This window comes from Fulvivirga ulvae, from assembly GCF_021389975.1.
GTDB lineage: Bacteria > Bacteroidota > Bacteroidia > Cytophagales > Cyclobacteriaceae > Fulvivirga > Fulvivirga ulvae.
Genome location: NZ_CP089981.1, coordinates 1,020,526 through 1,042,752 on the forward strand (window position 1 = coordinate 1,020,526; position 22,227 = coordinate 1,042,752).

A 22,227-nucleotide genomic window follows, 5' to 3' on the forward strand; every position below is an offset into this window, starting at 1 on the left:
TTTTTATTTATCAGGATTCGGACTTAAGCCTGATCTGACAATACACGACCTAGACCAGATAAAGCATATCCTTTGGGCCAAGGGTAGCAGGCATATCCCGGTTGAAGCATGAACTAATCCTTATACGACCCCATAGTCAATTTCACCTGCATAGCCGAGGTTAAAAACCTCTTCACAAATATCAGTAAACTGGAGTTGCCTCCTACTACATACTTCGGTTTGGGGTTTTTCGAATTAATAACCTTGTCAATAATATCGGTGACCACGGCAGGATCCTGGGACTTACTCATATTCGCGCGCACTTTTTCCCTCATTTTTGTCACTTTATCAGCATACGCACTGCCTTCTTTCAGGAATAGCTCAGGTTCTATAGTAGTTTTAAGGTCATTAGGTTCTATTACTACTACATCGATTCCAAAGGGCCTGAGTTCCATGTTTAAGCTAAAACTAAAAGCTGACAAGGCTGCTTTGGAGGTAGTATAGCTGGTATAGAAAGGCAACGGAAAAGAAGCAATCAAAGAACTCGTGTTAATGATCAGGCCTTTGCCACGCTTTCGCATCCCGGGCAAAAGTGCCCGTGTCAACTTAAGTGTCCCGAAAAAGTTTGTGTCAAAGAGGGCTTCAAAAGCCTCATAGGGAATATCCTCAAAAGCACCAAGCTGGGACTGTCCGGCATTGTTGATCAGGATGTCTACACCCTCAGGAAATTGGCCTGCCAACTGCACAATACTGTCCGGATCATTAAGATCAAGTGCCAACATAGTAAAGCCATTTTCTTTGGCCAACTGCTGATCAGGCCTTCTCGATGTACCGTAAACTTTGTATTTTTTATTCCGGCCCAGATGTTTGGCTATGGTTAGCCCTATACCTTTGGAAGCACCGGTGATCAGCACAGAAGTTGAAGTCATTGCGATATAATTAGGACAAAAAAAAGAAGTGCTCCGGTCAAGAGCACTTCCAAGGTCAAAAACTCAAAATAAATAGGATAAATTCTTAATTCATCCAATAACAACAACACTAATATAACAAATATTGAATAAAAAAGATCGCTGAGAATAATCTTTTTTACTCATGCTTTGTAAGCAGTGTATAACCCATGAGTTTGCCATTGCCGTTATAACTCTCAGAGCGTACAATACCTACATCTTCAGCTATATAATCAATAGCTTTGCTTTCTCTGCTCATCATCATTTTCATTTTTACGTTGTATGACACTTTAAAAGTGTCAAAGGTTCCGGCGGGTGTGGTTATCTTTTCTTTATTTTCAACTCTCCGGTCCGTCACATCTACTTTCATGTTCAGGAAGTCTCCACTAAGGGTAATGGCTCCGTCGTCAAGGGTTTTGCCTACAGAAAGGTCCGAAGGCCATTCGAGGTTGTCCACCTCCACAGTCATATTCATGTCTTTAAAAGCCTGAAGTGACTCTTCAGGAATAAAGCGCTCCATATCCATTTTAATTATTCCGTCCTCACACTCCAGCTCAACTTCTTTTTCATAAACAAGGTCGTCCTTTTTGTCAAAGCTCTGGAAGTATATGGTGGCTACCCATCCATTTGAACTTTCCTCGAGGGACCTCAGTTCGTTGACCTGCCGGCCGGTAACTTTATCCTTTGCATTGTATGATGTCAACTCCCATTTGGAACCTTCCTTCAGGTTATAAAATGGATTACATTGGGTAAACCCCTTACCGAAGCTCAGAATAATAACAATTAATATTACAAATACTCTTTTCATGTTTGTTAGGTTTAGCAGTTATATGGGACAATAGCATCCCTGCATTATTTTAATTTGATTAACGGATTGATCCTTACCGTTAATCAGTAATAAATTTATGTAAGACATTAAAGATTACCAATGGTGTAAAATGAATTAATTTTCAGTAATTTGTGTTCATTATCGGTCAGTTTTGTACATATAAGAACATACCGATAGTACAAAAGGCCCATTGCCCCCTATTTTCGCTTTTGGCACTATTTTTATCTTAAGAATTGGTTAACCTAAATAAGACAACTGCGTGGACAAAGAAATCGGCAAAATTTTGATGATAGATGACGATGAAGATGTGCTGTTAGCCGCAAAACTATTATTGAAGAAGCATGCTCATCAGGTAATAATTGAAAAGAACCCAAAGAAAATTCCTTTCCTGCTCAATAACGACACTTACGATGTTATTCTTCTGGATATGAACTTCAGCAAAGACATCACCAGTGGCAAAGAAGGCTTCTACTGGTTGAGCCAGATCCTGGAAAAGGACCCCTCAGCAGTAGTAATTATGATCACTGCTTTTGGCGATGTGGAAATGGCCGTAAGAGCGCTGAAGGAAGGGGCTACCGACTTTGTATTGAAACCCTGGCAAAATGAAAAACTTTTGGCAACCATATCCACTGCCATTAAACTCAACAAGTCATACAAAGAAGTTGATAAGTTAAAGAAAGCCAAGAAGCAGTTAGAGGAGGATATTAATCAACCGTTTAAGGACATCATTGGGCATAGTAAAGCATTAAAGGAAGTATTTAACCTTATCGATAAAGTTGCCAGAACAGATGCCAACGTGCTGATCCTGGGAGAAAACGGTACCGGCAAGGAACTTGTAGCCCGAGCCATTCATCAGCGCTCGCTGAGAAAGGAGAATGGTTTTATCTCGGTAGATATGGGTGCGATTACCGAGTCACTTTTTGAGAGCGAATTGTTCGGACATAAGAAAGGGTCTTACACAGATGCTAAAGAGGACAGACCAGGCCGTTTTGAAATAGCAAACGGAGGGACACTTTTTCTTGATGAGATAGGCAATCTAAGTATGCCTCTGCAATCCAAACTTTTGACAGTTTTGCAAAATCGTCAGGTTACAAGGCTTGGCACAAACAACCCCATACCTATAGATATCAGGCTTATCTGCGCAACCAACATGCCCGTTCAGGAGATGGTAGCCGATGGCACTTTCAGGCAGGACTTGTTATACAGGATCAATACAGTGGAGATAAAGCTGCCTCCTCTGCGAGACAGGATCGAAGACATTCCTCTTTTGGCAGACCATTTTGTAGAGATCTACTCAAAAAAATACAGGAAGGAGATCCGCTCTGTTAATGAAGATACCATTTATAAACTCCAAAAATATGACTGGCCGGGAAACATCCGCGAGCTACAGCATGCGCTTGAACGGGCCATAATAATGAGCGACAACACTGAACTGGAGCCGGAAGACTTCTTTTTCCTCACCCATAACAAATCATCGTCTCATGATCTCAACACAGATAACCTGAACCTGGATGAGGTTGAAAGGTCAGTGATTGAAAAGGCTATCAACATTCATAATGGTAATATCTCAAAAGCAGCCAAGGAACTCGGTTTAACCAGGGCCTCTCTGTACAGAAGGCTTGAAAAACATGGACTTTAGTAACACCAGAAAGGCCGTATTATTCAGGGTAGCTACGCTCACCGGCACGATATTCTTATTCTCATGGCTGATCTTCAATAATGGCTATTTTGTAACAGAGCTGGTAGTGTTTGTGCTTTTGGGCTTACAGATTATTTCGCTGATCAAGTCACTTGAGAGAAATAATGAAGAGCTGATTAGTTTTCTGGATTCCATCCGTCATGATGATATATCGCATAATTATAAAACAGATTTTAAAAATGAGGACACCAACCGGCTTAATCATGAGCTTAACAAGGCTCTAAGGGACCTGCGAGAGGTAAGAAAAGAAAAGGAAGCCGATTTTCAATATCTCAAAAATATTGTACAACATGTAGGGATTGGCCTGATCACCTTCAATCGGGTGGGCAAAGTTCAGATCATTAACACTGCTGCCAAGAAACTTCTACGGGTAAACAATATTGACAATATCAAGGACCTGTCTTCGGTAAGCGAAAACCTGGTAGATATCTTTATTCGTCTAAGGACCGGCGGCAGGGACCTTATCCGCCTGGAGATTGGCGGAGATATCGTACAGCTGGCCATCTATGCCATAGAGCTTACGCTGCGTGGTGAAGAATTTAAGCTGGTTTCGGTACAAAACATTCAGAATGAGCTGGAAGAAAAGGAAATGGAGGCATGGCAAAACCTGGTACGGGTCCTCACACATGAAATTATGAACTCGGTAACTCCGATATCATCTCTCGCCAACACTGTGGAAGACGAGCTGAACCATCAGCTAAACAATGATCAGGAAGTTAACCATTTTTCCAATGAAGAAATTGCTGACATCCACCTGGCCATTCAAACCATTAAAAAAAGAAGTCAGGGGCTGATTCGGTTTGTGCAGGACTTCAGGAACCTCACCCACATCCCCAAACCTAAAATAGGTGAGGTCAATGTCAGGGAACTCCTTGAAGAGATGCTTATACTACTTAAAAGAGAAATTGAAGACAATGGGGTTAAAGCCCATATTAGGGTTGATCCTCCTAGCATGACTATCAACGCCGATAAAGATTTAATAGAACAGGTATTGATCAACCTGATAAAAAATGCCACCCAGGCCTTTGACGAACAAACCAACCGGCTGGTAGAACTCAATGCATACTTTGATGAAAAAAGTAGGCCGGTAATTAGTGTCAAAGACAACGGAAACGGCATTGACGATGAGGCTCTTGAAAAGATATTCATTCCGTTTTTCACCACCAAAAAAAGTGGTTCAGGCATAGGGTTAAGTCTTTCAAGGCAGATCATGCGGCAGCATCAGGGTATGCTCGGTGTAAAGTCTAAAATGGATGAAGGCACTGAGTTCTTTTTAAGGTTTTAGAAAAACCACAATATTTCCTAGATTTACGGATTACTTTAAACAACAGGAGATGAACATAAGCGAAACCATCACAAAAATATTAGTAGACAAGCTAGGAATAGCTGAGACAGAAGTAACCCCGGATGCCAATTTTGTAAAAGATCTGGGTATTGATTCTCTGGATTATGCTGAACTGGTGATGGAATTCGAGCAGACTTTTGATATACGTATTCCTGATGAAGATGCTGAAAAGCTCCAGACCATCAATCAGGCAGTAAATTATATTGACAATAAAATGAAGTCGTAATCAAAAGGCCACTTTTTGCTGGCTTTTAAGAGTTATTCCGGCAACTCCTTGTGCCGGAACTTTATTCTATCTACCTAAATGAACGTTAGAAGGCCCCGCAGTGCACTGGAGCCGTTCACAACTAATCTTTTGAAAACAATTCGACCAGCATTACCTGCTTTACCCGGTCACCGGCGATTAGCAAAGCCTACAAAAGGGACTCCTGGAAACCCTCACCGACATTCGGAATTATCAAAGAAGGTGTTCATTTTGACGAAACCCTGTTTTAAAGAGTTTAGCAGCAATCATCCGAACAACTCATTGCATTCGTTCTGACTTTCTTAAAGGCTTCTCTCCCTTCTTTAAATGCATACCACGCTATACCTATACTCCCTAATGCATCAATATAAGGAACTTGAAAAACTTCGTAGATCAAAGCCGACCCTAGCAGGATGAACGACAGGTAAAAACATGTTTTCGTACAATGGGCATCTGAAATGACCGGCGCGGAATTTAGCTTTTTGCCAACTTTTATTTTGGCTCTGTATAAAAAGTACATAGTAGCGATAGAAATAGCGGCAATAATGATCCCCGCTTTTGTGGTATGGGGTTTAGCCCCTGTATAAATACTCAGAGCGGCTCCAACGACCAGCCCAAAAACCAGCAGATAAAAGGCTCCTCCTGTAATTCTCAAGGCTCTACGTTCAAATTTATCTCTGTTTTCTACCGGAGAATATGGGCAATACCAAGACCTGAAATGACCTCCACAAAACTATCCGCTCCAAAACCAAACAAGGCCAGTGTTTCATCTTCTGAGCCATAAAAAGTGGAGGCAATACCTTCGATGAGATTATAAATTACAGTGATAAGGCTTAGATTAAAAGCACGGTTAAGCAGCCCCTTAGATGTTACATCATACTTCATTAGCCTGATTGAGGATTACCTGAAGGTCGGCAGGTATTTCCATGGGTTTAAGTGGTGGCACATTGGCACCCCCTGTATTACCTACAGGAACCTTACCAACAAATGACTTAATACCCCCCACAAGCAATCGGGGAATCTGCCCAATAACCTCCTTTATACTTTTAATCCGGATCCCGAACTTTAGCATTTCCCAGTGTGCTCTGGAGTGCTGCAGGGGATAAGACTGGCCTATGATGTGTGCCCTTTCCAGATGGCGCCAGGCAGCAAGCAGGTCACCCGCCTGCATATCAAACCTATAGGCATCCAGCTCCTCCTTAAAATATGGTTTCAGTATATCAGGAATTGACCAGTTAAATCTCATTCTTCCGAATTCTATCATTTAAAATTAGGGAAAATTAATGTGCATCACTTATTGCAAATCACATCAAATACTGGTTCTCAGGTTTGCTTGCAGCAAATTCTGTTAAACGCTGCACAAATTAATCTCTCACAAGCTGCTCATGATTAAATTCCACACTTCGGAGAAATGCGGGGAATTGTCTCCCTAAAAAACCGTATCTTAATAGGTATAACCCACTGTCGGAACACGGTATAATTATTGGTTCTGATTAGAAAACATGTAGATGATTACTTAGGGTTTTGATCTATTAAAAAAATTACTTTTTGCGACACCCCATACACAAAGAAGACTCCGAGACAGATTCGGCAAAAGCCACGACGGCATTACCACATACCTCCATAGCTTTTGAAAAAAGATGTCTTTATTGCGGTGAGCTTAACAACTCAATAAACTACACTTGTAATTGCAAATTTGAGGATTGGTTCAAAGAATATCGCATATTGGACATTCAACCTCTGGTTACCCCTATTTATCGCCGCGAGGTAATCAAGTCATTTCGTAATTACAGTTTTACACACCAACAGGGGATAGCACAATATAAAGCGCTGCCTTTTCGGGAATGGTACCCGGAGCATCTTGAGCCTATTGGCATGACGCCTCTGCATTATTTAAAAAATCTAAGTAGCCTCTACGGAGCCCGGATTTACATTAAAAATGAGGGCAACAATCCCAGCGGATGTTTTAAAGACCGAGAGACCTTGCTGGCATTATTAAACACAAGGCGTCGTGGTTTGCGCCATGCAGTAATCTACTCCTCAGGCAATGCTGCTGCCTCTGCAGCCATTCTGGCCCAAAAGCAAGACATTCAACTCATCACCTTTGTGGCAGGGGATACTTATCCTGAAAAGATTGAGTTTATCCGAGAGCATGGTTCTGATGTAATCGTAGTTGGTGATGAAAACACCAATTTCGAAACCGGCTTCAGGTTATTTGCGCGTGTAAATGCCGAAAACATCTTTTCCCGAAGCAAGTTTGACAACTGGTCAGTAAGAAACCCATACCGGGTACATGGAGATAAGACAACTGCCCTGGAGATTGTTAAGCAATTCAGCGATAACCCGCTGGTATGTCAGGTACCTGACTATATAATTGTGCCCACGGCTAATGGCAGCTGCCTCGCTGGTATATGGAAAGGTTTCAGAGAGTTAAAACAGCTTAATATTATTTCAAAATTACCTAAAATAGTCTCGGTTGGTATTAAGGGGGCCAATCCGGTATTTAAGGCAGTAAGGAGGAAGCAAACCGGAAGACCTGAAAGGTGCGACCTGTCGTTGCTGAATACCGAAGATGCCAATATAGGCAGCACCATACTTGCAGAAGAGGGCTACGACTCTATCGAAGCTGCCAAAGCTGTAATCTCTTCTGATGGCATCGCGGTTGAAGTTAATAGCGAGGACATTCAAAATACACTCAGAGACTTTTTACAGCAAGAACGCCAACTGGCAGGAGAACAAGCCGTGCTACCAGAACCTGCCTCGCTCATATCCATTGCGGCCATCAAAAAAATTAAATGTATACAACCTGAAAACACAGTTGTATCAATTATTACAGGCCATGGTTTAAAAGCTAAAGAGATGATTGACCAATTATTGTCAGGTTACCCGGACTTGCAGCATTTGGTTGCAGATATAATTAAGAAAAAACAACATGATATATCTTTGGGTTCTATAACAAAAGGAAGACGAAGAGATGTAGCCGCTGACTTTGATGCGGTTGTAAATGTTTTTAATGAGCTAAAAAGGTAATGCAGCAAAGTACTCTAAGACAGTTTAATGAAACTGACAGGCTAAAAAAAGTAATTATAGGGCGATGGGAAGACTACTGCTCAGACAAGAGCTATGTAGAAATCGTAAACGAAGAACAAAAAAAAGGCCTACCAGACGCGAACACACTTTCTCCTGAATTTAAGGCTTTCAAACAAACCCTTGAGGATTACGGCATAGAAGTACTGGTACCTCAATATGTGGGTAAGTTCGTGTACGACCAGCTCACCCCCCGGGATATCGGTATTACCATCGGAGAAAAATTTGTAGTGTGTAATATGGCAAAAAAAAGCCGCCGCTATGAGGTAACCGGTGTTTTTCCCTTTATCAATGCCATGAATGGGGATGAGCCTTCCATATTAGTTCCCGATCATAGCATATTGCTGGAGGGTGGTGACATAATAGTGGATAACGGGCATATCTTTGTTGGCATATCCCAGCGTACCAATGTGGAAGGGTTTGAGTACCTTAAGAAGCATTTCGGAGAAGAGTTTTCCGTTATTCCCGTATATTGTCGCAGCCTGAGTGAAGGAGAGAATGTACTTCATCTTGATTGTGCCTTTAATCCAGTAGGAGAGCATCATGCTCTTATATATACGGACGGCTTTAAGGAAATACCAAATGAGATTAAGGAGCATTATCATTTGATTGAAGTTAGCGTTGAAGAACAGGCCGAATTGGCAACAAATGTTATCTCGCTGGATAAAAACACTGTTATCAGCCGTGATCATGAGAAATGCAGACGTGTAAATAATTTAATGAGGGCAGCTGGTATAAAGGTTATTGAATTAACATTTAACGGAGCTCCTTCTACAGGAGGTTCTTTCAGATGTTGTACCTTGCCGTTAGTCAGAGAGTAATCGTTACAATTCAGGCCGATCTTTGGTAGTTATATACATCCAGAAGTGTATCTATAATGTTGCCACAATCCCTGAAGCAATGGTTTCTAAAAACACACTTCTGCACTTTGCCGCTTTCCTCTTCAAATGCAATCCGGCCAAAGGTCTTTAAATCCGGTATATTAAAAAAAGAGATCATTAAAATTGTATAGCCCTGACCGTCAGAATAGATGCACTCTATTTTAAAAGTATCATTACCTCCGGCAGGAGTAATTTTATTTAGTATGCCATTTAAATGTTCAAATGATACCATGCCAGCCATTATTTGAGATTTTCACTTCCCAAGATACATGTACCCCTGTTTAGGTAATTTACTGAAAATGAAGCAAAAAAGAAAGTAATCCTTTTTTTAGGTAAACATGTTCGGAATGTAGTCTGTTTAATGTGAAATAGTCAATAAACCCCTTGGTGTAAATAATTACAACCTTAAGCAAGTTTGCAGGGTCTATAGGACAGAACAAACCATTATGCTAAACTTAGTGAACTATGAAATCAATAACATTATTATTTGCCATTGTAGGAAGTTTGTTATCATGTTCAATAGACAATGATATGGATTCAGAAAAACCAGGCTCAGAGTCCGGTCAAAAGACCAATGAATGGAAGCTTGTTAAGATGGCAGGAAGCTTTAAAGGTTCTGAAACTGCCGGTAGCGAAATGTCATGGCAGGAAACCATTACCCTAAACCAGAATGGGACTTTTGTAAAAACACGGGTACAGAATAACCTGAAACAAACAGCAACCGGCACTTATCAATATGTTACACATTCCGACGGAGAATATCTTGAGCTGAACCATGACGTGCAAAGTGATCTTGTTGCCAGTTGCACATCTGCAACCAAAGAGCTTCTCAAAGTAAATAATGAGGGTGACTTAACCGGCACTTGGCAAATGTGTGACGGTCCCGGCTTATTTTACAAAAATGTAAATCAATAATTATCAGATCCTTACAAATAACAATAGAGTATCTTTTAGCACTTTTCCAGATATTCATGTAGAACTTACATGACGAATAATTAAATTAATTATTACCAAAATGAATCCAATTCTCCCAAAATTGGATTTTTTTTGGTAACCTTGCCCTGAAATTCACTCCAATTCAACTGTTTGTCCTTTTGGCACTGCTCTTGTTAAGTGCACTGCCAATGCACTACAGTTGATCTGTATCGCCCCATTTTTTCGACAAAAAGTTCATTTTGAACTATAAACACTACATTCTATTGTAAATGGCACCACTTTATTTAATCCGAAAGGTATGTTCATTACTTGCTAGTATTGCATTAGTCTTTTTGAGCAGTTGCGAACTCCAGGAAACAGACTTCATAAGACCTACTCCTGTTGCTCTCGATGCCACCGACATCACATCGGTAAGTTTCAAAGCCTCCTGGGAACCAGTACTGGGTAGCGACATTTATTTCATAGATGTTTCCCCTGATCCGGATTTCGTAAGTTTTGTGGGTGGCTTTCACTCATTTGAGGTTCAAGGTTCTTCGGTTGTAGTTACCGGGCTTTCAGTGGAAGAAATTTATTACTACCGGGTAAGAGCCAAGAAGGGTAATACCATATCGGATAATTCCAATATAATTTCTGTTGAAACAGGTTTGTTACCGGCCCCGGTTGCACTGGAGCCTACTGACTTAAAGGTATTTGAATTTGTAGCCAACTGGAGCACTGTAGATGAAGCTGTCAGCTATCTGATAGAAGTAGCTTCCGATTCCGGATTTACCAACATTCTGAGTGATTATAACCGCAAGGAGATCGTTGGGAACTCCGTGGCTATCGAAGATCTGGATTATACAGAAACATACTACTACAGAGTAGTAACAAAGCGACTGAACAAAACTTCTTCATACTCTAATATAGTCAAAGTAGAACCTTGTATTTCCAAGAGCTGCAAGCTTGCCCGAATTATTTATTCTAATGATTATGAGCTTACATTTGATTATAACGATGACCTTAAGATTAGTGATATCAATCACTTTTATGCTCCTGACCCTTCTTTCCACAACGAAAAATGGAGCATGCACTATGATGCAGACGGTCGTTTGGACAGTATAACCTACTTCTATGACAATTACCCCTACGTGGGGTTTAAATTAACCTACTCTGACGGTATATTGGTGTCTACACTGTCTTTTGACAATTATTCCTTATCAACTATAGTCAGTGATTACATTTATAACGCTGACAAACAGCTAATAGGATTCCGCAAATACGACGACCCAAGCAGAGTGAATATCACATTTTACGAGGATTATGAATTGGATGAAAAGGGCAATGTATTAAAGGTGCTGAATATGGGAGGCGAACAAACAGGCGAATTTAAATACGATAAGACTTTCAACCCTAAAATGCTAATTCCCTTTGAAATACAACCTTTTGTACTTGATAACTTTAGCGGGTATTCATTCAGGCCTTACCACGGAATTTATAATCCTGTTTACGCCGCAGGTTCTTTCACTGCGGATGACCCCTTCTTTACTGAACAAGAAGTATTTATATACGACATCAACGAAAAAGATGTGGCTATTGCCAGAAAAGGTTATTACAGCCTGCAGTACGAATTCACCGGATGCAATTTTTAAAACAAAGCAAAACTTACTCTTATTATGAAAATCAAATATTTCACCCTTACATTGGGGCTGTTAGCGTGGTTTGGGTCTGCTTTTGCTCAAAACGAGGATACCGAAATACAGTCTAATGACATTTACAGATTCAATGTAGATCAGGATATCCTCAATTTGGACTTTGAAGGAGATGCTACAGTACATATATCCTCTGCCACTGGTAAAAAGGAGGATGTAAACCGCACTCCCTATCAGGCCTATGTAATTACCCGCGAAGAGATGGAAACCGCCGGAGCGCTCACCATACCGGAGGCGTTAAGACTTGCCCCTGGCGTGCTGGTAAGGCAAAAGACAAACGGTCTTTACGAGGTTCATTTGTTTGGTGCTGATAATATACCTGAGCAGCATAGCTTACAAATGCACAAGAGTACCATGGTACTGGTCATGATCGACAATATGCCTGTAAATGATCATTTTACCGGAGGTATATTTTGGGAAACATTGCCTATAAGTATAGGGGACGTTGAAAAAATTGAAGTGGTAGCCGGATCTTCTTCAGTGCCATATGGCAGAGATGCTGCCAACGGCGTCATCAATATTATCACCAGAAAACCCGAAAGCAATAGCCTTAGTGTGACAGCCAACATTCAGGGAGGTGTACCCCATACCCTGGTGAACAATGCAGCTATAGGTTTTGGCATCAATGACAAGGTGCTGGTCAGGCTATCCGGTAAATATATTGATACCCGAAGGTTTCAGGACGAATACTATGTAGCCGGTGAAAGCAGATACATACCCAGTGATTCCCTGCTTTTCTATCAATCCAATGCAGAAGAAACCAACCTCTACGGCTCACTTGCCAGACAGGATATGGCAATCAATGCTTTTGTACAATATGCTCCAAATGACAAAACCGATGTCAATATCTCGCTTTCGTCTCAGGATTCGGAAGGCCAAAGCATCCATTATAATTTTGAGGAATTTACATTAATAAGACGCACATCATCTTCGCAACTTATCAATTTAAATTCCATGATAAGCAATCTTCATTTGCAGGCTTCATATTCGACCGCGGATCAGAACCTGGCCGTGGGATACCCGGGTCATAGCTTTGAGGTTGATAAAATCAATACCAGGATATTCTATAACCATGCTCTTAAAAGTATAGTATTAACTCCCGGTTTACGATACCAGGCCTCGATGTTTGACGATACTAAACATCTCTCGGATGATAATGCTTACCCCAATATAATCAATGGAAAAAAAGAGCTTACCTACTATGGTGGTTTTCTTAAGGCAAATATGTTGCTGTTAGAAGATAAACTCTCAATAGACGGGGGCTTCAGTTATGACATTTATGACCATGAAAATGTATTGGGTTACCAGGCGGCAGCTGCGTATCAGCCTTATAAGAAGGTGCTGCTCAGAGCGGCCTATGCAAAAGGAAACCAGGGTGAATTTGCCAACAACACTTTTAATGAAGGCATTATAACCAATACGAGCGGGCCTGTAATACGGAACATAGTTAATGATGACCTGAAGGTTGTTATTTCCGAAAACTATAGTGTAGGCACCAGGGTAAATATAACAGACAAGATCATCGTAGGACTGGACTACTTCCATGTTCAAAATTCGAATGGTTATGTGGCCGCTATTACTACGGTAAATAGCGATACTATCGGCAGCCAAGTGGTAAACTCCCCGGCAACCCTAAATAGAAATGGCTTCACGGCAAACCTGACTGCAAAAATCTCAGGAAAGTTTAAAGTCCGCGCACATGCAACTCTTCAGAACACAAGTTATAAAGGTGATACTACAGCCGTCAGCAACGTGCTCTCCCCCAGGCATTTTGGAGGCTTAACGGCAAACTACAAAACCATGCTGGATAAACTGAATATCACGGTGAGTCTTTACGCCTTCGGCCAGCATGAAGTAACGGCCCTCGGCAGTACACAGAAAATATCAGGAAAATTACTGCCTGCCTTAAAAGTTTCATATAAAATCTGGCAGGAAAATGAGATTTTCATCAACGTAAGAAATCTGCTGGGGTCTGCAAGCAAGGAATACATTTTTGCTGACGATGCCCCCGGCATATACCTCATTGGAGCAAAAATCAAATTTTAAACATCCGGATATATACATAGATGAACAGAAGAATACTCCGCCCTTTTTATATCGGTTTTTATGTATTGCTGGCAATGTCAATACAATTCAATACCGTAGCACAGGAAAAAGAAGTCTCTGACTCTGTAAAATCAGATCAGCTATTAAAAGAGGCTCAAGACCTGCTAAAACAAAATAGCGTAGACCTGGCGATCTCAGCAGCCAGAAATGCATATGAGCTTGCAAAAAAAGCGTCGTACCTTACCGGAGAAGCAAATAGCAGCCAGGTACTGGGAGAGGCCTATACCGAAAAACAGGAATACAACGAGGCTCTGAAGTACTATTTTGTGGCCATTCAGGCATTTGATCTGCTCAATAATCCACAAATGAACATCAGTACCCTTGCTGATATCGGTAGCCTGTATCAAAACCAGGATGCTCAAAACCAGGCTATTACCTATTTTGAAAAAGCTTTGAAGAAAGCCTATGAAATCAAAAGTGAACCTCGCCTGCGAATTGTATTGCTGGAAAACATTGCCTACTCATATAAGCAGATGGAAGATTACCCGCATGCGATGTCCACAGAGACCAAACTGCTGTCAGAATATGAGCGCACTGGCAATAAAACAAAAGTTGTGGAGACTTATAAAGAGCTTTCACTACTCAGTGAGCTAAATAAACAATACAGATCAGCTTTGAAGTATAACACCGAACTGGCTGAGGTATATCAAAAAGACAATGACCTTGTCGGCCTATCTTCTGCTTACAATAACATAGGCTTTATATATAAAAGAACCGGTGACTTTAAGACATCGCTGGATTATTTCAATAAGGTAACGGAACTTGTCAATAAACAGCCGGCCAACCTTAAGGAAAGTGACAAAGCCTTATTGCATATTAATATTGGTGTAGCATACACTACCCTAAAATCATACACCAAGGCCAAGGAAAATTATCATATTGCACTCAAGATAAGAGAAAAGGAGGCGAATAATATAGAAATAGCCAATACAAAAAACTACCTCGCGGGCAACTACTACATAAGCGGAAATATTTCGCAGGCGCTAAAATCAGTCAATGATGCTATTGAAATAGCCGAGCCTATAAACGCCGAAGAGGTTTTGCTCACCAGCTATAAGATCCTCAACATGATCTACACGCAGGACAACAACGCTGCCAAAGCTAAAAAATACCTGGGGTTGCACAGGGAGCTTAACGAAAAACTAGAGGAGGAGGAAAAGGCAAAAAAACAGGAAATGCTCAAAAAGCAACTGGAAATAGAACGGAATGAAGAAGAGATCAAAACTTTGCTGGCAGAAGAAGAAAGAAAAGCTGTAGAGTCTGAAAGAAAAGAAAATGAAATAAAGCTTAAGGAAAAAGAGCTGGCGTTGCTTAAGCGCGATCAAGAGCTAAGGGAAATTGAGTATAAAAACCAACTACTGGAAAAAGAACGTACAGAGCAGGCACTGGCCCTTGCACAGCAGCAACTGGAAACCGAGAAAAAGAACAGGGAACTGGTGTCACTTGAAAAAGAAAAGGAACTTCAAAACCTTGAACTGAAAAGAAAAGCCCTGGAAGATGAGAAACAAAAGAAAGCAATACAATTGCTGGAGGCAGACAAAAAACTTCAGGATGAGCAATTAAAATATACCTATTGGATGTTCGGGCTATTTGCTCTTATACTGGCCATCATCATTATTAGTTTCATCCAAAAGAAAAAAGCTAATAGCATGCTCAAATCTCAGCAATTACAAATCACTAATCAAAATGATGAGCTGCAACAAAATATGGAAGAGCTGCAGGCTACACAGGAAGAATTAGAAAATCAAAAAGAACAATTGGAGGTTCAACACAGAAAAATTACTTTCAGTATTCAATATGCACAGCGAATCCAGAGCTCAATTCTACCCTCTAACAGCCTGAAAAACAAACTGTTTCAGGAAAGCTTTGTCACCTACCTCCCTAAAGATATTGTTTCAGGAGATTTCTACTGGATGGAGGAACTTGAAGAGAAAAAGATAGTTTCTATCATAGATTGTACTGGTCATGGTGTTCCCGGTGCCCTTATGTCCATGATTGGAAGTACAACGCTCAATGAAATTATAAATCAAAAAGGTATCACCGATCCTGCTGAAGTGCTGAACAAATTACATGAAGGCATAAGGAGCAAACTTAGCCAGGAAGAGAGTCAGAATCATGACGGAATGGATATTGGAATATGTTTGATAGAACCCAATGGAAATGGAACGGTAAAGCTTACCTACGCCGGAGCAAAGCATACTCTGTACATAGTCAATAATGATGAATTGCAGGAGATTAATGGCGATCGAAAATCAATAGGTGGAGCCAACACAACTGCCTATAGAAATTTTTCAAACAACACTATGGAACTTGACAAAGGGGCAATACTTTACCTCACTACTGATGGTTACATAGACCAAAACTGCCCTAACAGGAAAAGATTTAATAAGAAAAGGTTCAAGCTGCTCATTGACGAAGTAAAACATTTGGATCTGCAATCACAAAAAGAGCGTTTTGACGCGGCATTGGCAGAGCATAAAAGAGATGCCGAACAAAGGGACGACATAACCCTGTTAGCTGTAAAAATTTAATAATCAACCAATTAAAACAAACTAGTTATAAATTAATGGAAAAGCAAAAATATGACAACCTTGTCGATTTCTATAGTAGCATGAGAAATCGGGATATAATAGTTTACTACAAGGGGCCATTTGATGAAATTATTTTATCAGAGATAGGAACCAAAATCAGGAACAAGGTTTTCGATCCGCCTAAAATAGGCAACAGGCTTTTTTCTGTTTTTATGGAACTTGCTCAAAATATTGCACTATACTCTGCCGAAAAAAATCAATTGGAATCAGGGGCAAAATGGGGTGTAGGCACCATTGCAGTTTATGAAACCGAGACTTCTTTTACTTTGGTTTCAGGTAATCTGGTGAAAAATGAAGTATTGGAGCAAATAGTATCTAAGTGTGAGGAAATAAATACACTGGATCACGATGGGCTAAGGGCCATGAAACGTGAGTATAGAAGCAGTGAGATAAAGGCAGATCATAAAGGTGGTAACATCGGCCTGATACAGGTTGCCTTAAAATCAGATATGCCATTAGAACTCGATGCCAAGCAAGTTGACAGTGAACACTCTTTTTTCACGATTTCAGTAAATGTTTTAAAATAATCAAATCAATTTCTTATACACTATGCAAAATTTAATTATTGAAGGGAGCCGAGACACTTACTTTACCCCGCATGTGGAACTAAACGCGCAGACTGGAATATGCAGCATTACAGGTGAATCATACTTGGAGGAGCCATTTGAATTTTATGAAAGAATATCCTCATGGTTTTCAGAATTCTTCAACGAAGACAAAAAGCTTCAACTGGATTTAAAGCTTACTTATTTCAACACCAGCTCATCAAGAGCTATTCTTGAAATGCTGCGCACATTAAAGGAACTTAAAGACGAAGGGAAAAACCTAACCGTTAACTGGTATTACCCTGATCCTGATGATGAAGAAATACTAATGGAAGGCGAAGATTTTATGGAAGAAAGCGGCCTGGACATTAATATGATTGAATATGAAATGGAAGAAGAAATTTAGTCATAAAACATTCAATACATGATATCCGGTTAATACCATTTAGTAGTTCTTGATAGTCACGGTAAGTTTTGGGTTTAAGCATCGGTTTGTTTTTCAACTAAGATGCCTGAGCCCATTTGCTTTTGGGTAATGACACAAAATCATATTACTTCGCCTCTTATTTAAAAACTAAACATATACATGAATACAACCTTAAGTCAAAATTTATACCTGGTTAAAGAACATGTTGGCATGTTCAAAGCTGCAAATAATTATGATATCTATGATCCGGATACTCAGCAAATTATTATGAACTGCCGCGAAGAAAAACTAGGGTTCTTCACTAAACTACTCAGGTTTACTGACTATAAAAGGATGACCCCATTTCACATTGAAATCAAAACCCCGACCGGTGATAAAGTGCTAACGGTAAAGCGAGGGGTCTCTGTCTTTCTCTCATCTGTTGAAGTATTTGATGAAAACGAAAAGCTCATTGGAAAATTCAAACAACAACTGTTTTCCATTGGTGGTAAGTTTAAAGTACTTGATGCTAAAGAAAACCACTTATGTACCCTTAAAGGAAAATGGACAAGCTGGGATTTCAAATTTGTAAAAGATGATATCGAGATGGCACATGTAAGCAAAAAATGGGCTGGATTTGGAAGGGAGTTATTTACGAGTGCTGATAACTATATGCTTAAAATTGACGAAAAAATCCCTGCTGATAACTCGATAAGGATACTCATTATGGCCGCTGTAATGTGCATAGATATGGTACTGAAGGAGTAGAATTCTTCACATCAAAAGGCCATTTCCAGCTTGATGAAATGGCTTTTGAAATTATAATAAGAATAATTTCTACTTACCGAAGCAAAACTTAACCAAAAAATAATTTGGCATTAATTAAATTTTAGTACTTTGCTTCAATTAGTATAGTTGACTTTCCCGGGCAGGTAGCTGTTTTCGAAACGCCCCACTGTTAAACTGGTTGCCCCAGCCCTTCTATCAACAATGCTGCATCCTCTGCATTATTCACAATTAGTCAAAATAAAATGGAAAACACACAACATGACCAGGCTCAGCTAATTAATCAGGTTTATGAGCATACGGCGCACTTGCTGGTTACTGAAAAGAGGACACCATCAGAAGTCACGGACATTCTGGTAGGTAAAGGGATACCTCATGACAGCGCCACACAAATAGTAAATCAACTTGTGAACCAGGTTGAACTAGCAAAAAAAGAACGGGCGAAAAAAGATATGCTCTATGGCGCTTTATGGTGTGTTGGTGGTATAGCAGCTACCGCATCCGGCATAGGGCTGATTTTTTGGGGTGCCATACTTTTCGGGGGTATTCAGTTTGTTAAAGGCCTGGCAAACATGAGTTAAAACCCGGACCTAAAGATATTTGTGTCCCCTTCATTTTAGGGGACACAAGTAAATTTTCAGTAAGTTAATTTAATTTGCCGCTATTGTTTCCTGGACTTTCCCACACTTTAACATCTTATCACCAAAATAAGGATTTCGGATTTCCTCACTTGAACTCAGCCAGAATGCTCCCTGGTTGTCAAATGCCATAGGACAATACTGCTTATATAGTGTATGCCCGGTATTCTTAGCCTTCGCCATAACGTAGACATCCTTTGACATTCGGTCAAAACGCTCTCTGATATGCTCAAGCTCATCAGTTTCAACTATTTGCTGTGCATCTTCCTTAAGATTCTTCACGGCCATTGAAGTCTCGGCATCCTCAAGGGCCGACAGCATACTTGAAGCCGCTTCCTTTGACTTCCCTGCATCGCTCGCCACTAATGCATCCTTAAGCTGAAGATAAGAATCTGCAATACCTGCCGCTACTTTCTCTGAAAGGTTCTTGAAGTCCTCGGCAGTGACTATAACATCTGCACTCGCTTCTGCTTTTTCTCCATCTGCATGGTCCATTTCTTCGTGGCTATGATCGCTCACAGTTTCACCTTCCGTTGCATCGGTAGACTTATTGCCACATGCCATTGCGAAAGATACTAACAGAAAAAACATTAAAAGATTTAAAATTCGAGTTCTCATCGTTTGTTTATATAAGTTTTGGATTTAAAATTACTCAATTGTTTCAGTTACTTCCCCACAGGTGAGCATCATATCACCATAGTATGGATTTCGGATTTCATCAACCTCACTTAACCAGTTAGCTCCCTGGTCATCATTAGCCATAGGGCAATGTTGTACATAAACTGTCTTACTAAATGGACCAAAAGTTTGAGCTGTATTAACCATTACTTCCGATAGTGAAATAAATGATTTACGGGCCTGATCAATATTATCTGCTGAACCTATACCGTTTATTGCCTCTCTCATTTGTCCTTCCAAAGCCATCCATCTGTCATGTGCTTTGTCTTTAAATATGTTCATCGGCGTTTGCTCCAGCTCCCTTTTAAAAGCACTTGCTGAAGCCAAAGCCTCTTCTTTATTTGAAGCCACCAGTGCATCTTTCAGCTTATAATACTTGATGATCAGTCCCTCGATATGTTTTCTGGCCTGATCACCTGTCTGAACAGCTTCCGGTTTTTCGGTCTGCCCGGGGTCATGCCCTTTCATTGTGGTCCCGCCTTCAGGGTTCATCATACTGGGTTTTCCTGCCAACTGCGCTGCAGCATCAACGGTAAATGTACCGTTAACCACCACTTCATCACCAGGTTTTAACCCTTTTTCAATAACATAAGAATTACCTAAAGCAGGTCCAAGCACTACTTCTTTCATCATAAAAGAAGGCTCTTCTGTAGTTTGGTTTTGTACATATACCACCGACCGCTCACCTGTCCACATAACGGCTGATTTGGGTAAAACAACCCGATCTCCCTGAGTAGGCATTGCTGCTTTTATAGAACCGGTGACAAACATTTCCGGCTTTAGCTTCTTCCCTGAATTTGGTATTTCCACCCGGACTTTGGCCACACGGCTCTGACGATTAACTACAGGCTCAATAAATGCTACCTCCCCTGCAAACTCCTGACCGGGCAGGGAAGCAACGGTAAAACTAACTTTATCCCCAACATCTATCCATGGAAGGTCACTTTCATAAGCATCAAACTCAACCCATACCTTAGAAAGGTCAGCCACAGTGTATAATGCTTCTCCGGTTTTGAGGTGATCACCCACATTCACTCTTTTTTCTAACACAACACCTGACCGGTCAGCCAAAATATCTATGGTTTGTCTTATTTCTCCAGACTTAGCAATGTTGCTGATCTGGCTTTCGGAAAGTTTAAACGCTTTGAGTTTCTCAACGGCAGCCCTGTATAACGCGGGCTGCGAATCTTTAATAGCAACAGTCTGGAGCAACTCTCTTTGAGCGGCAATAAGTTCAGGAGAATAAATGCTGGCAAGCCTATGTCCCCGTGTGACATACTCACCGGTGGTATTTACGAAAAGCTGTTCAATCCGGCCAGCTACATGAGCGGTAAGCGTCTTCACCAGCCGTTCATTGGGCACTACTGTACCATTTAGCTGAAGGGATCTTTCAGTTTCACCTGCCCCTCTTCCCACTATCATTGTCTGAATACCGGCCAGTTTTATAGCCGTTTTTGTCATAGAAACGGCTATAGGGTTGACATCTCCCTCACCTGATCGTAAAGGGATCAGATCCATGCCACAAATGGGGCACTGCCCTGGCTCCGGCTGCCTTATTTGGGGGTGCATGGAACATGTCCATGTAGTTTCACCAGCATGGACAGCGAGATCGTGAGGGGTATGGGTTTCCTCACGATCGCTATGCCAAAAGATATAACCCAACAACAGCCCTGCCAGCAGAGCTATTGTAGCTATTACCCATTTATTCTCGAGATACTTTTTCATTTTAGTTTTTATGTTATCAAGCCACGGTGATATCCTTGTTGAGATATACGTCCTGAACGGTATTTAACAATTCTACTCCCTCTTTGAAGGGACGCTGAAATGCTTTTCTGCCCAGTATCAGTCCGCTGCCGCCAGCCCTTTTGTTAATTACTGCTGTTTTTACTGCTTCCTGTACATCGGAAACTCCTTTTGATTCACCTCCGGAATTGATAAGGCCAACTCTTCCTGCATAACAGTTGAGCACCTGGTACCGGCAGAGATCAATGGGGTGCTCACTTGCCAGTTTATCATACATGTCAGGGTGAGATTTGCCAAACTTGACGTTGGTATATCCGCCATTGTTGGTTGGCAGCTTTTGTTTGATCAGGTCAGCCTGGATAGTCACCCCTAAATGGTTTGCCTGGCCCGTGAGATCTGCCGACGCATGGTAATCAGAGCCGTTTTGTTTGAAATTTTCATTTCTGGTATAGCACCAAAGTACGGTAGCCATCCCCAGCTCATGCGCTACTTCAAAAGCCTGAGACACTTCCACAATCTGCCTGTCAGACTCTTCAGAGCCAAAATAAATAGTAGCTCCAACTGCAACCGCTCCCAGTTCCCAGGCTTCCTGCACCGATCCAAACATGATCTGGTCATACTTATTCGGATAGGAAAGCAGCTCATTGTGATTGATCTTCACTAAGAAGGGGATCTTGTGTGCATACTTACGCGACATCAGCGCCAGGCCTCCAAACGTACTTGCCACAGCATTGCACCCCGCCTCAATGGCCAGTTTAATGATATTTTCAGGATCAAAATAAACAGGATTAGGGGCAAAAGCACTGCCTGCAGAATGCTCTATCCCCTGATCAACCGGAAGAATGGACAAATAACCTGTATTTGCCAAACGGCCGTTACCATACAAGGCCGCAAGACTCCGCATCACCTGGGGCGAACGGTTGCTGGTTGCAAAGATATCATCGATCAGGCCTGGCCCCGGTGTGTACAAAGAATCCTTGTCTACCGTTTTGCAGGTATGATCAAGTAGTTTTGATGCATCATCACCAAGTAATGAGGCAATTTTGTCGGTGGTTTGGTTAGCTGTCATCATAATTTCTAATGTTTAAATTCCTTTTAT

Annotated in this window: 22 protein-coding genes; 13 read left to right on the forward strand and 9 right to left on the reverse strand. The window is 41.0% G+C overall.

What is annotated here, in order from left to right; all coding sequences use genetic code 11:
• Positions 1 to 113: 113 nt before the first annotated feature.
• Together LVD17_RS04325 and LVD17_RS04330 are read right to left on the reverse strand one after the other, a co-directional pair.
• On the reverse strand, positions 114 to 908 hold the full coding sequence (locus LVD17_RS04325) for an SDR family oxidoreductase (RefSeq protein WP_233764989.1): 795 nt from the start codon (positions 906 to 908) through the stop codon (positions 114 to 116).
• Between the two features lie 157 nt (positions 909 to 1,065).
• Positions 1,066 to 1,734, reverse strand: coding sequence for a TapB family protein (locus LVD17_RS04330; protein WP_233764990.1), 669 nt, complete (start codon positions 1,732 to 1,734; stop codon positions 1,066 to 1,068).
• Between the two features lie 307 nt (positions 1,735 to 2,041).
• Between LVD17_RS04330 and LVD17_RS04335 the strand changes: the two genes are divergently transcribed.
• From LVD17_RS04335 to LVD17_RS04345, 3 genes are read left to right on the forward strand one after another with little or no spacing between them, the layout of a single operon-like run.
• Positions 2,042 to 3,394, forward strand: a complete 1,353-nt coding sequence (locus tag LVD17_RS04335; RefSeq protein WP_233767928.1) for a sigma-54-dependent transcriptional regulator — start codon at positions 2,042 to 2,044, stop codon at positions 3,392 to 3,394.
• Complete coding sequence (locus LVD17_RS04340) at positions 3,384 to 4,739, forward strand: sensor histidine kinase (protein ID WP_233764991.1); 1,356 nt, start codon at positions 3,384 to 3,386, stop codon at positions 4,737 to 4,739. Before LVD17_RS04335 ends, LVD17_RS04340 begins: the two co-directional genes overlap by 11 nt.
• A 49-nt stretch (positions 4,740 to 4,788) precedes the next feature.
• Complete coding sequence (locus LVD17_RS04345) at positions 4,789 to 5,025, forward strand: acyl carrier protein (RefSeq protein WP_155170658.1); 237 nt, start codon at positions 4,789 to 4,791, stop codon at positions 5,023 to 5,025.
• 274 nt (positions 5,026 to 5,299) lie between these two features.
• Here the strand turns inward: LVD17_RS04345 and LVD17_RS04350 are convergent, their stop codons facing one another.
• Genes LVD17_RS04350 through LVD17_RS04360 form a run of 3 tightly spaced genes read right to left on the reverse strand, consistent with a single transcriptional unit; the run spans position 5,300 to position 6,289 of the window.
• Complete coding sequence (locus tag LVD17_RS04350; protein ID WP_233764992.1) at positions 5,300 to 5,698, reverse strand: cation efflux transmembrane domain-containing protein; 399 nt, start codon at positions 5,696 to 5,698, stop codon at positions 5,300 to 5,302.
• Between the two features lie 29 nt (positions 5,699 to 5,727).
• Positions 5,728 to 5,928 carry a hypothetical protein gene (locus LVD17_RS04355; protein ID WP_233764993.1) on the reverse strand — a complete coding sequence of 67 codons (201 nt, stop codon included), beginning with the start codon at positions 5,926 to 5,928 and terminating at the stop codon, positions 5,728 to 5,730.
• A complete protein-coding gene (locus LVD17_RS04360) occupies positions 5,918 to 6,289 on the reverse strand; it encodes a DUF3703 domain-containing protein (protein ID WP_233764994.1) in 372 nt (123 codons plus the stop codon). Before LVD17_RS04360 ends, LVD17_RS04355 begins: the two co-directional genes overlap by 11 nt.
• 302 nt (positions 6,290 to 6,591) lie before the next feature.
• Between LVD17_RS04360 and LVD17_RS04365 the strand changes: the two genes are divergently transcribed.
• Together LVD17_RS04365 and LVD17_RS04370 are read left to right on the forward strand one after the other, a co-directional pair.
• Positions 6,592 to 8,073 carry a pyridoxal-phosphate dependent enzyme gene (locus LVD17_RS04365; protein WP_233764995.1) on the forward strand — a complete coding sequence of 494 codons (1,482 nt, stop codon included), beginning with the start codon at positions 6,592 to 6,594 and terminating at the stop codon, positions 8,071 to 8,073.
• The gene (locus tag LVD17_RS04370) at positions 8,073 to 8,951 is read left to right on the forward strand and encodes a dimethylarginine dimethylaminohydrolase family protein (RefSeq protein WP_233764996.1); all 879 of its coding nucleotides are present in this window, start codon (positions 8,073 to 8,075) and stop codon (positions 8,949 to 8,951) included. Before LVD17_RS04365 ends, LVD17_RS04370 begins: the two co-directional genes overlap by 1 nt.
• A 10-nt stretch (positions 8,952 to 8,961) precedes the next feature.
• Here LVD17_RS04370 and LVD17_RS04375 read toward each other — a convergent pair whose 3' ends face one another.
• A complete protein-coding gene (locus tag LVD17_RS04375) occupies positions 8,962 to 9,243 on the reverse strand; it encodes a hypothetical protein (RefSeq protein WP_233764998.1) in 282 nt (93 codons plus the stop codon).
• A gap of 233 nt (positions 9,244 to 9,476) precedes the next feature.
• Here LVD17_RS04375 and LVD17_RS04380 point away from each other — a divergent pair, with 233 nt between their 5' ends.
• The 8 genes from LVD17_RS04380 (at position 9,477) to LVD17_RS04415 (ending at position 18,650) form a co-directional block, all read left to right on the forward strand.
• Entirely contained in the window at positions 9,477 to 9,926 is a 450-nt protein-coding gene (locus LVD17_RS04380; protein WP_233765000.1) for a hypothetical protein, read from the forward strand.
• 290 nt (positions 9,927 to 10,216) lie between these two features.
• Positions 10,217 to 11,575, forward strand: coding sequence for a fibronectin type III domain-containing protein (locus LVD17_RS04385; protein ID WP_233765001.1), 1,359 nt, complete (start codon positions 10,217 to 10,219; stop codon positions 11,573 to 11,575).
• Between the two features lie 24 nt (positions 11,576 to 11,599).
• A complete protein-coding gene (locus tag LVD17_RS04390) occupies positions 11,600 to 13,681 on the forward strand; it encodes a TonB-dependent receptor plug domain-containing protein (protein WP_233765002.1) in 2,082 nt (693 codons plus the stop codon).
• Between the two features lie 20 nt (positions 13,682 to 13,701).
• Positions 13,702 to 16,272 carry a SpoIIE family protein phosphatase gene (locus tag LVD17_RS04395; RefSeq protein ID WP_233765003.1) on the forward strand — a complete coding sequence of 857 codons (2,571 nt, stop codon included), beginning with the start codon at positions 13,702 to 13,704 and terminating at the stop codon, positions 16,270 to 16,272.
• Positions 16,273 to 16,307: 35 nt separating this feature from the next.
• Positions 16,308 to 16,859, forward strand: a complete 552-nt coding sequence (locus LVD17_RS04400) for a SiaB family protein kinase (RefSeq protein WP_233765004.1) — start codon at positions 16,308 to 16,310, stop codon at positions 16,857 to 16,859.
• Positions 16,860 to 16,881: 22 nt separating this feature from the next.
• The gene (locus tag LVD17_RS04405; RefSeq protein WP_233765005.1) at positions 16,882 to 17,283 is read left to right on the forward strand and encodes a DUF1987 domain-containing protein; all 402 of its coding nucleotides are present in this window, start codon (positions 16,882 to 16,884) and stop codon (positions 17,281 to 17,283) included.
• Positions 17,284 to 17,463: 180 nt separating this feature from the next.
• Positions 17,464 to 18,051: an LURP-one-related family protein gene (locus LVD17_RS04410; protein ID WP_233765007.1), complete on the forward strand. Its 588-nt coding sequence runs from the start codon at positions 17,464 to 17,466 to the stop codon at positions 18,049 to 18,051.
• Between the two features lie 263 nt (positions 18,052 to 18,314).
• Positions 18,315 to 18,650 (forward strand): hypothetical protein, encoded by a 336-nt coding sequence (locus tag LVD17_RS04415; protein WP_233765009.1) that lies wholly within the window; start codon positions 18,315 to 18,317, stop codon positions 18,648 to 18,650.
• Positions 18,651 to 18,719: 69 nt separating this feature from the next.
• Here LVD17_RS04415 and LVD17_RS04420 read toward each other — a convergent pair whose 3' ends face one another.
• Genes LVD17_RS04420 through LVD17_RS04430 form a run of 3 tightly spaced genes read right to left on the reverse strand, consistent with a single transcriptional unit; the run spans position 18,720 to position 22,200 of the window.
• Positions 18,720 to 19,298 (reverse strand): DUF3347 domain-containing protein, encoded by a 579-nt coding sequence (locus LVD17_RS04420; protein WP_233765011.1) that lies wholly within the window; start codon positions 19,296 to 19,298, stop codon positions 18,720 to 18,722.
• A gap of 57 nt (positions 19,299 to 19,355) precedes the next feature.
• Positions 19,356 to 21,110, reverse strand: a complete 1,755-nt coding sequence (locus LVD17_RS04425; RefSeq protein ID WP_233765013.1) for an efflux RND transporter periplasmic adaptor subunit — start codon at positions 21,108 to 21,110, stop codon at positions 19,356 to 19,358.
• A gap of 16 nt (positions 21,111 to 21,126) precedes the next feature.
• Positions 21,127 to 22,200, reverse strand: a complete 1,074-nt coding sequence (locus LVD17_RS04430) for a class I fructose-bisphosphate aldolase (RefSeq protein WP_233765014.1) — start codon at positions 22,198 to 22,200, stop codon at positions 21,127 to 21,129.
• Positions 22,201 to 22,227: the final 27 nt, after the last annotated feature.